The sequence below is a fragment of the Leptospira ognonensis genome, assembly GCF_004770745.1.
Classification (GTDB): domain Bacteria; phylum Spirochaetota; class Leptospiria; order Leptospirales; family Leptospiraceae; genus Leptospira_A; species Leptospira_A ognonensis.
Genome location: NZ_RQGD01000046.1, coordinates 415094 through 425427 on the forward strand (window position 1 = coordinate 415094; position 10334 = coordinate 425427).

A 10334-nucleotide genomic window follows, 5' to 3' on the forward strand; every position below is an offset into this window, starting at 1 on the left:
ATGCTGTATGTAATTCTTCCTGTTCACAACCGCAAAAATGTAACTGAAAAATTGATCCGAAGCCTGAAAGAGCAGACGTATCAGGATTTCACCTTAGTACTCGTAGATGATGGTTCTACAGACGGGACCTCTGAAATGGTGACAGGTTATTTCGGAAATGTAGTAGTGATCAGAGGAAAGGGCAACTGGTGGTGGGGCGGATCCTTACACCAAGGCTACAAATGGCTTACCAAAAATAAGGTATCAGCCGAGGCAAATATCTTGATTCTCAATGACGATGTGGTATTTGAGAAAGATTTTTTACAAATAGGGATAGAGAAGATAAACGAAAATCCCGATGCGCTCATCCTTTCCCAGGATTATGACAGTGTCACAGGTGAGCTATTAGATTCGGGATCGAATGTGGATTGGGAACATCTAATCTTTTCCAATGCGAAAAGTCCAGAGGAGATCAACATCCTCTCCACCCGTGGGCTCTTTTTTAAGATGCGCGTCTTTTATGAAATCGGAGGGTTCCACCCAACTCTCATCCCGCATTACCAGTCCGATTATGAATTTACCCATAGAGCTTTCCGAAAGGGATTTCGCATGCTCACGTTTCCGGAACTTAAACTAAAAGAAGATACGAAACAAACAGGCATTAGAGTTCGTGCAACAGGATTCAAGGGATTCCTTCAAAGTCATTTTTCCAAAAGATCTAACTACTACCAACTATCTTGGTTCGCCTTCATTCTGTTTGTCTGTCCATGGAGATGGAAATTTAAAAATCTTTATAAGGTTTCGATTACACATCGCTACATAGGAATCCCCATCCTCCATTACTTGCACGTACTCCGAGAAAAATATTTTTTATTCCGAATCTCAAGAAATAGCATCAAAAAATCAGCCACGGCATTTTCTGAATACCAATTGGTGCCAAACCAACAAAGTTCTAAGAAAACTGGACGCATTGAATATTTTTATCATTTTACCATTATAAGAGGCGTACATTTTGCACGATTCATTGGATGGGCGTCCGATCCATTGGATCCAAAAATTCCAGCGAAAATAATTTTAGTCGTAAAAGATAAATCGGAAGTTTTGGGAACTCTGAAACATTTTAAAATCAAACGTCCAGACATTGCCATCGCGCAAGATAGCGAGAAACTTAAAAAGTCAGGATTTATTGGATACATAAATACGGGTGTAATCGATCATTTAAATGGAATCGAGTTTTATGCTATTTCTGCAAATGGAAAGGAGATCCAGCAGATTGAGATCGATAGAATCCAGCAGGAATCCTTATGAAAGAAACGAATGTAAAATCATTTGCACCGATCGCCATTTTTTCGTATGATAGAGTCGCACATCTAACAAGAACGATTGAATCTCTGAAAGCTAACGCAAGCTCTAAAGACAGTGATCTCTATATCTTTTCGGATGCTGCGAAATCGGAGAGTAAGACTGCTAGTGTTTCGGACGTTAGAAATTATATCAGAACCATTGAAGGATTCAAAAGCATTCAAATCATCGAAAGAGAAGTTAATTTTGGTTTGGCAAAATCAATCATCTCAGGTGTAACTCAAGTAGTTCAAAAACATGGAAGGGTGATTGTACTTGAAGATGATATGCTCACATCACCCTATTTTTTAGATTATATGAATTCCAATTTGGATTTATATGAGAAAGATGAGAATGTCATCAGCATACATGGTTATATGTATCCTGTTAGCAAAACATTGCCTGATTTTTTCTTTCTGAAAGGGGCAGATTGTTGGGGCTGGGCCACTTGGAAACGCGGATGGGATTTGTTTGAGGAAGATGGTTCCAAACTTTTAGAAGAGATCGAGCGCAGAAAGCAAACTGAGGAATTCGATTTTTTTGGTAGTTATCCTTACACACAAATGCTGATCGATCAAATTTCAGGAAAAAATAATTCCTGGGCGATTCGATGGTATGCCTCTGCATTTTTGAAAAACAAACTTACCTTATATCCTGGAAAGTCTTATATTGAAAACATTGGAAATGATGGTTCGGGTACACATTGCTCTGATAACGATGATTATACGACGGAAGTAGTTCAAACCAAACAAGATTTTTATAAAGTACGGGTCCGTGAGGATATTAAAAGTAAAAATGTGATTAAAGAATACTTTCTGAACGCCAGCGGTAAGAGTGCAGAACCTATTATAAAAAAATCATCATCATTTATAAGGAAGGTGAAGTTTCTCATCCCAGTATTCATAAAACAAAAAGTAAAAAACGTTCTCATTCGGATCATAAATAAATTATCCCCTAGACCAGACTTGACAACACCAAAAGATCCATTCGGGTTTTTTGGAAATTATGATAGTTGGAAGGCTGCTAGTGATGAATGCTCAGGTTATGACAGTAATCTAATATTGGAAAAATGCAAACAAGCATTGTTGCAGGTTAGAGATGGCAAAGCAGTCGCGGAGAGAGACTCCGTGTTATTGGATGAAAAGGTTTATTCCTGGCCGATACTTGCAGCTCTTTTTAAAGCAAGTACTGAACTTGGCGATCTCCATGTTTTAGACTTTGGTGGCTCTCTTGGAAGTTCCTATTATCAAAACATTGGAATGATTCAGAATGTGTTAAAAAGCTGGTCCATAGTAGAACAGAACAATTTTGTAGTTTGTGGAAAGGAGAATTTTCAAAACGATCGCTTGAAGTTTTTTGAAACAACAGAAGCTGCTTTTCAATCAGCGAAACCGAATGTGCTTTTACTATCAAGTGTTCTTCCTTATATTGAAGATCCAAGCTCACTGATTGAGTCTTTTTTGAAGTATAATTTTCCATATATACTCATCGATCGAACATACTTTCTATTGCAAGGCGGAGATCGTATCACCAAACAAGTGGTACCTCCATGGATATATGATGCCTCCTATCCTGCTTGGTTTTTTAATCAGGAAAAATTCATCCAATTATTTTTAGGAAAATATGAGCTCGTTGCAGACTTTGATTCGTATTTAAATGCCGCACAATATTTAGAATCTGGAGAAAAGGCATACGAAAGAGGAATGATCTTTAAATTAAAAACATGAAAAACAAGAAACTTTGCACACTCTTTGATTCAAACTATCTCCCTTTGGGATTAACCTTATATTCGTCTCTCGTTGAACATTTTCAAGATTTTCATTTATGGATTTTGGCTTTAGATGACAAATGTTATTCTAAACTTAACGAATTAAAACTTCCCAATGTGACCGTGTTATCTTTGAAAGATGTGGAAGATGAAGGTGTGCTCGTTGCCAAAGGAAATCGGACTTGGCAAGAGTATTGTTGGACTTTATCACCTGTACTACCATCCTATGTTTTAGAAAAAAATCCTGAGATCGATCATATTATCTATTTAGATGCGGATTTATTTTTTTATTCAAGTCCACAACCTATCTTTGACGAAATTGCAAATCATTCCATAATGATCATCCCTCATCGCTTTCCAGAGAGATTAAAACATTTGGAAGTGAATGGCATCTTTAATGTCCAGATGATGTTTTTCAGGCGCGATGAAAACGGTCTCGCTTGTTTAAAGTTATGGAGGGAACAATGCTTGGATTGGTGTTATTATATTTCTGAGCCCGACCGGATGGGAGATCAAAAATATTTAGATAAATGGCCATCATTATACAAGAATGTACTAATATTGAAAAACATTGGTGCTGGGGTAGCCATGTGGAATTTGGAACAGTATCCATTAACTGAAGTTGGTGGTCAACTTAGGGTGGCCGGAACGCCTTTGATTTTCTATCATTTCCATCAGTATAAGTATTTTAGCGGTGGTTATTTTACCTGTAATTTTATAGTATATAATCATGATGCTAGTTACTTAGCAGTGTATCGTAAGTATGTAAAGCGGATGAACCGAATGGAAAAAAAATATAACTTGGAATGTAAAAAATTGACCTTACAAGAAACAATTTCCACTAAAATGACAAACCAAGATTTCCATCATTATCATAAAGGATTCGACATGGCACTTTTGTATTTGGCAAAATTTGTAACTCGGCTATTGTCCAATGTTTTCATTCATCGAGTTCTTCGCAAAGTTTTCAAAAAGTAAGTAGGATTGAATATTGGAAGAATGCGTAGAAACAAATTCGAAATTCATCCAGGAAACCAAAGGTTAGGAAAAAATGATAGAATATGAAAATTTAAAGAAAGTGAATGCGCCCTTCTTTGATGATTTTAATAAAATCTCCTCGGAGGTGATCGCCTCTGGTTGGTATATATTAGGAACGCAAGTCTCTCGTTTCGAGTCCGAATTTGCAGAATATAATGGAAATAAATACTGCATAGGTGTGGCTTCTGGTTTGGATGCATTGATTCTTTCCTTACGCGCTAAAAATTTTGAGCCTGGTTCGGAAGTCATCGTTCCATCTAATACATACATAGCGACGATCCTTTCTATCATTCAAAACAATCTAGTTCCCATTCTAGTGGAACCAGATCCTTTGACATATAATATCAATCCAAAGGAAATTGAAGCAAAAATTACCAACAAAACAAAAGCCATCATGATTGTGCATTTGTATGGAAAAGCTTGTGAAATGGATCCAATTCTTAAGATCGTGAATACTCATAATCTTATGTTAATCGAAGATTGTGCCCAAGCTCACGGTGCAACGTATAAAGGTAAAAAAATCGGGACATTTGGTCATTGCAATGCCTTCAGTTTCTATCCTACAAAAAATCTCGGAGCACTGGGTGATGCGGGAGCGATTGTTACCGATGATCCAACATTAAATACCGATATACGAAAACTTAGAAATTATGGTTCCGATAAAAAGTATTATAATGAGTTGCTTGGTTATAATTCCAGGCTTGATGAAATTCAGGCAGGATTTTTATCAATCAAGTTGCGCAAGTTAGACGAGATAAATCTTCATAAACGGAAATTAGCACGTATTTATGAAGAAAATATAAACTCAAACTTTCAAAAACCAATCCTTCATCCAGATTTTTATGATGTTTTTCATATCTACAATATTTTACATGAAGATCGTGATAGATTAAAAGATTATCTATTGGAAAATGGTATAAAAACGGAAATACATTATCCTGTTGCCCCTCACAACCAGGAGGCGATGAAAGGTATACTTAAAGGAAGTTTTCCGATCAGTCAAAAGATTCATGCCAATACGTTAAGCCTTCCGATTTCATTTTCTACAACGGAAGAAGAAGCCATGCAAGTGGCTAAAGTTTTAAATCAATTTAAGAGTTAGTGAATTTATCCTTATGAAAAAATGTCCAATCTGCGAATCTTCTAACACAAAATTTGTGAATGACTTATACGATGATAGATATGGTTATCCAGGCGTTTATAAGCTTTTGCAATGTAACAACTGTAATCATAAATATCTAGATGTTGATTTTACAGATCAACAAATCACAGATCTTTATACAAATTTTTATCCTAGGACTGAACGAAGTATTGATAGTTTCCAACCACTCGAATACACGAAAGGTATTAGAGGGTGGTGGAGTGGCGACTATCGGGCGTTTGCGGCCGTCCCTGAAAATGTCCGAGTACTCGACATAGGATGTGGGTTTGGTGAGTCGCTCGCCTACCACAAGAAAAGAGGTTGCGAAGTTTATGGAGTCGATGCAGATGCAAATTTGCAAAGAGTGGCTGATAAGTATCAGTTTAACGTAAAGATTGGTTCCTTTGATGCAAAAAATTATTCTGAAAACTTTTTTGACTACGTTACTATGGACCAAGTCATAGAACATTTTGCAAATCCGGCCGAGGTACTAAAAGGGATAAATCATATTTTGAAACCGGGAGGATTCCTAGTTTTCACCACTCCAAATTCAAATGGTTTTAGCGCAAAATGGAATCAGAAGAAGTGGATCAATTGGCACACACCTTATCACCTCCAACACTTTTCTCGAAAATCGTTTAAGATTCTGGGAAGGAACGCTGGTTTCAAACTTGTCAGCCTGAAATGCGTAACAAGTTCAGAATGGGCAAGATACCAACAAATTCATAATATCATTTTTCCTGATCAAGCTGGAAAGAAGGCAGCCTTCTGGTCCACTGGCATTGAAATAACGGAATCTCAGCAAAAAAGGCTAAACAAGGTGAATCGATTTCATAAAACTAGGATGAATCATTTACTAACTAGATTGTTTGATGCAATCGGGCTCGGAGACAACTTTATTGGCATTTATCAAAAAGTTTAATCTTTAAACATTTTTTTTGGAAAGAGAATACCACCAAAGATAAGTTAACTGAAGCACTAAAGTAATCTATGTCTCTAAAATGTATCATCAATAGCAAATAAAAAGGTCGAAACACATGAAGAAAGAATCGAAGATTTATATAGCTGGTCATCAAGGTCTTGTAGGATCTTCATTGATAAGAGTATTAAAGAAAGATGGTTTCCAGAATTTAATAGGAAAATCAAGAAAGGAACTGGATCTTACCGAACAATCGGAAGTAAATGCATTCTTTAAAATGGAACGACCTGAATATGTTTTCCTTTCTGCCGCAAAGGTGGGAGGCATTCATGCGAATAATACGTACCCAGCTGAGTTCATTTTTTCGAATCTTCAGATTCAAAATAACATTATCGATGCTTCTTATCGCTTTGGGGTTAAAAAATTGGTTTTTTTGGGTTCATCTTGTATCTATCCAAAATTTGCTAAACAGCCAATGGATGAGGGTCAGCTTCTTGATGGAAAATTAGAACCCACAAACGAACCTTATGCGGTTGCGAAAATTGCAGGGATCGTAATGTGTCAAAGTTATAATAGACAATACGGCACCAATTTTATTTCCGTCATGCCGACGAATCTTTATGGACCAAGAGATAATTACCATCCTCAAAACTCGCATGTTTTGCCTGCACTTATTCGCCGCTTCCATGAAGCAAAAATATCGAATATGCCCGAGGTTGTCATTTGGGGAACGGGGAATCCCAAGCGAGAATTTTTATATTCAGATGATATGGCTCGCGCATGTATTTTTTTAATGAATAGCTACGATGTAACAAATGATGCACGTGGCGGTGAGCATGTCAATATTGGCTCTGGGATCGAGGTCACGATTCGCGAGCTTGCGGAAACAGTTCAAAAAGTTGTAGGTTATTCTGGAAAATTAACATTTGATTTAACTAAGCCAGATGGCACTCCAAGAAAATTATTAGATGTCTCGAAACTTCATCAAATGGGCTGGAAACATGAGGTGGATTTGCATGACGGGATCACCTTAGCGTATCAAGATTTTATCGAAAACGGAGCAACGGAAAGATAAAAATAATCTTTTCCGAAGCTTTAAAGATCGAACTATTCAATGACTAAAGTAACAATCATTACACCTTCATACAATGTTGAAAAACATATTGAGCAGTGTATACTTAGTGTTGGGAGTCAAAAATACAAAAACTTTGAGCATCTAATTTTGGATAATAAATCAAGCGATGGGACAAGATCTATCGTTGAAAAATATCAGAAAAAGTATTCAAACCTCAAGTTTTATTCAAAGAAAGATCGTGGAATCTATAATGCAATGAACCAAGGGATCAAATATGCAAAAGGAGAATGGTTATATTTTTTAGGGGCAGACGATTCTTTTTTTGATAACTCGGTTTTACAAAAATTATTTGGAAATAGAGAGCATGAGCGTTTCGATTTTATATATGGCGATGTTGAGTGGGGCGAGACGGGTAAGATGTATGATGGTCGCTTTACCGAAGCAAAACTCTTTGATAAAAATATCTGCCATCAAGCCATTTTTATTCGAAAATCCTTATTATTAAAATTTGATGGCTTCGATGAATCATTTAAAATTCTTGCAGATTGGATCATCAACTTTAGATGTTTTGCGGATGATGATATCAGAAAAAAATACGTTAGCATTCCAATAGCAAAATATTCACTAAACGGACTCTCGTCTACAGCGAATGATCAGAAATTTCTTGAAAATCGGAAAGCAATCCTTCAAAAGTATTTATCTCCTGAATTGAATGCACTGCTTCAAAAGATTAGTGAATTAGAATCGAGGTTAGAAACGATGAGAACTTCTGCTGCTTTCCGTCTCGGAAGTTATATTTTAAACCCTTCGAAAATTTTTAATTTAGTTTATTTTTACACCTATAAAAAACATATCAAGTGAAACAAAATGAAAAATATTTATGATCTTAGCAATCTTAATCGTGTCCAGCAAATTAGCGTTAATCGTCCATACACTAAAAAAGATAAAACAAACGGCCTCTCCATTGTCATTCTAACACTCGATAAGCCAAATTACATAATTCCATTAATTCAATGTTTAGAAAAACAGGCTGAGAAATTTAAGGAGAGTCAAATTGCTTTTGAGGTGCTCATTGGTGATACCGGTTCAACGGATCCAAAAGTATTAGAATTATATTCTGGTTTAAAAGAGAATTTCAAAGTAATTCGAAATTTGAAATATCATTTTTCAAAAAATAATAATGAAGTTGCCTATACGCATGCCAGTTATGATTCGATTTTATTTTTGAATAATGATACTTTGATCGATGGTGCAGATATATTATTAAAGGTTTATCAAGCATTGACTTCCAATCCGAGAAATGGAGTCGCAGGTGCTGTCATGCAATTTGAAAATAAAAGAATACAGCATGCGGGTATTGATTTCCATTTTGATGAAAGTATGGATGGGTATTTTCCATACCATTCTTATGGAAATGAGAAAATCGAATCGATTAAAGATTCTAAAGAGATAACAAATTTTGCTGCTGTGACTGGTGCATTTCTAATGATAAAGTGGAATCTATTCTTGAAGGCAAACGGATTCGATGAATTCTATAATCGGGAAGCACAAGATATTGACCTCTGTATGAAAGTGAAGCGGCTTGGGTATCAGATCATTTTAACTCGATTTGGAACTGTATTTCATTTCGAGAATGGAACAAGAAAGAAGGGCGAAGAAGATTCTAGTGATCGAAAACGATTGGTACGAAAGTGGAATCACTTCATTAAATTTGGACTAACTATATGAAAATATTAATATTTGCTGTCAGGTTATCTGCGCAAGGTTTCGGCGTTGATGTTGTCATTAAACAGTTGGCGGCTGTTTGGGAAAAGCTCGGGTATGATGTCACAGTTGGTTGCATCCTATCAGATATCCATTCAGAGAAAATTCAAATGGTCACAGAAGAAGAAAGTGCCGTCTTAGAACTTATCGGAAAAGTCCAGCCAGATTATATTTACATTCATACGTTTCCATTTTGGAAATATATACCCGCTATTAAGAAACAATATCCATCCATTCCATTGATTATGCATGACTACGGTGATCCGACACCAGAGCTATTCTCTAACAAAGAGCTTCAAGAATTCCTTAGAAAACAGTATAAGCTCAGAAATGAAAACAAAAAGTATGCCGATCGAATCATCACAATCTCAGAGTTTGTAAAGTATGATGTCGGCTATGAAGATGCTGATGTAGTTCTATTGGGTAGTGAGAATGTTTTAGATTTAGGAACAAAAAAATCAATCTCAACTGACAAATTGCAGATTGGAATGTTAGGTAGAGTGGGCGAGAGTGAGAATGATTATAAAGGCGTAAAATACTTTATAGAATTGGCCAAAATCCTTGGTAGCGAAAAGTATGATTTTCATTTTTGCGGACATGGAAAAAAAAGCGATGCCAAGGACTTAATAGATTCAGGCATTCAAGTTAAGGTGAATCTAACGGAAAAAGAGAAGACGGACTATCTTAGAAATTTAGATATTTTCATTTCAACTTCACTCTGGGAAGGATTCAATTTACCTTTGTTAGAGGCTCAGTCCTTGGGAACATTAAGCCTAGCTTTCGATACGGGCGCGCATCCCGAAGTAACAGTATTTAATTTTTCCAGTGTTCACGAAATGATAAGCTTCATTGAGGAAATGGACGAAAATAGAAATTTATTATTGGAATATTCGAATGTTTGCTATGGCTTTTCTCGTTCTAATTTTTCTTGGATCAAAGGCGCGGTGCAAATATTATCTTTTAACTCAAAACAAACAAACGTTTGGTCTGAATCAATAAACAACTTAGGCAAGCAGAGGAAAATTGACCTGCCGTATTTTAAATTAATATTGAAGTTCATCAGTGATCGTGGCATCCTTCATTTCTTCGTATATGGTATGAAAAAAGTACTCAGGATTAAAAAATAGAGAGGAGAATGTAAGGAGCTGCAAAAATTCGATTTTGAACTAGAAATTTGGATTTGCTAGTTTACAGAAGGTTTAGAATTATTTTAAATCAAAAAATTGAATTCAGACTCTTAAGCAAATTTAGGATAGATACAAGATGAACCCAAAAAAACCAATTTTTTAACCCCAAAGCGATAAGAAGC

9 protein-coding genes are annotated in these 10334 nt (G+C 36.1%); all 9 read left to right on the forward strand.

Translation table 11 applies throughout. The features are described from left to right. The 9 genes from EHQ58_RS18115 (at nucleotide 1) to EHQ58_RS18155 (ending at nucleotide 10152) form a co-directional block, all read left to right on the forward strand. Nucleotides 1-1287, forward strand: coding sequence for a glycosyltransferase family 2 protein (locus EHQ58_RS18115; protein ID WP_135625453.1), 1287 nt, complete (start codon nucleotides 1-3; stop codon nucleotides 1285-1287). Next, a complete protein-coding gene (locus tag EHQ58_RS18120; protein ID WP_135625454.1) occupies nucleotides 1284-3047 on the forward strand; it encodes a methyltransferase, TIGR04325 family in 1764 nt (587 codons plus the stop codon). The genes EHQ58_RS18115 and EHQ58_RS18120 overlap by 4 nt, the downstream gene beginning before the upstream one ends. Continuing rightward, nucleotides 3044-4066: a glycosyltransferase gene (locus tag EHQ58_RS18125; protein ID WP_135625455.1), complete on the forward strand. Its 1023-nt coding sequence runs from the start codon at nucleotides 3044-3046 to the stop codon at nucleotides 4064-4066. Before EHQ58_RS18120 ends, EHQ58_RS18125 begins: the two co-directional genes overlap by 4 nt. Before the next feature lie 73 nt (nucleotides 4067-4139). Further along, nucleotides 4140-5228, forward strand: a complete 1089-nt coding sequence (locus tag EHQ58_RS18130; RefSeq protein WP_135625456.1) for a DegT/DnrJ/EryC1/StrS family aminotransferase — start codon at nucleotides 4140-4142, stop codon at nucleotides 5226-5228. A 13-nt stretch (nucleotides 5229-5241) separates the two neighbouring features. Continuing rightward, nucleotides 5242-6189 carry a class I SAM-dependent methyltransferase gene (locus EHQ58_RS18135; RefSeq protein WP_135625457.1) on the forward strand — a complete coding sequence of 316 codons (948 nt, stop codon included), beginning with the start codon at nucleotides 5242-5244 and terminating at the stop codon, nucleotides 6187-6189. 115 nt (nucleotides 6190-6304) lie between these two features. After that, the gene (gene fcl, locus EHQ58_RS18140; RefSeq protein ID WP_135625458.1) at nucleotides 6305-7261 is read left to right on the forward strand and encodes a GDP-L-fucose synthase; all 957 of its coding nucleotides are present in this window, start codon (nucleotides 6305-6307) and stop codon (nucleotides 7259-7261) included. Nucleotides 7262-7300: 39 nt separating this feature from the next. Further along, entirely contained in the window at nucleotides 7301-8122 is an 822-nt protein-coding gene (locus EHQ58_RS18145; protein WP_135625459.1) for a glycosyltransferase family 2 protein, read from the forward strand. 6 nt (nucleotides 8123-8128) lie between these two features. Then, entirely contained in the window at nucleotides 8129-8989 is an 861-nt protein-coding gene (locus EHQ58_RS18150) for a glycosyltransferase (protein WP_135625460.1), read from the forward strand. Next, nucleotides 8986-10152 (forward strand): glycosyltransferase family 4 protein, encoded by a 1167-nt coding sequence (locus EHQ58_RS18155; RefSeq protein ID WP_135625461.1) that lies wholly within the window; start codon nucleotides 8986-8988, stop codon nucleotides 10150-10152. The genes EHQ58_RS18150 and EHQ58_RS18155 overlap by 4 nt, the downstream gene beginning before the upstream one ends. Nucleotides 10153-10334: the final 182 nt, after the last annotated feature.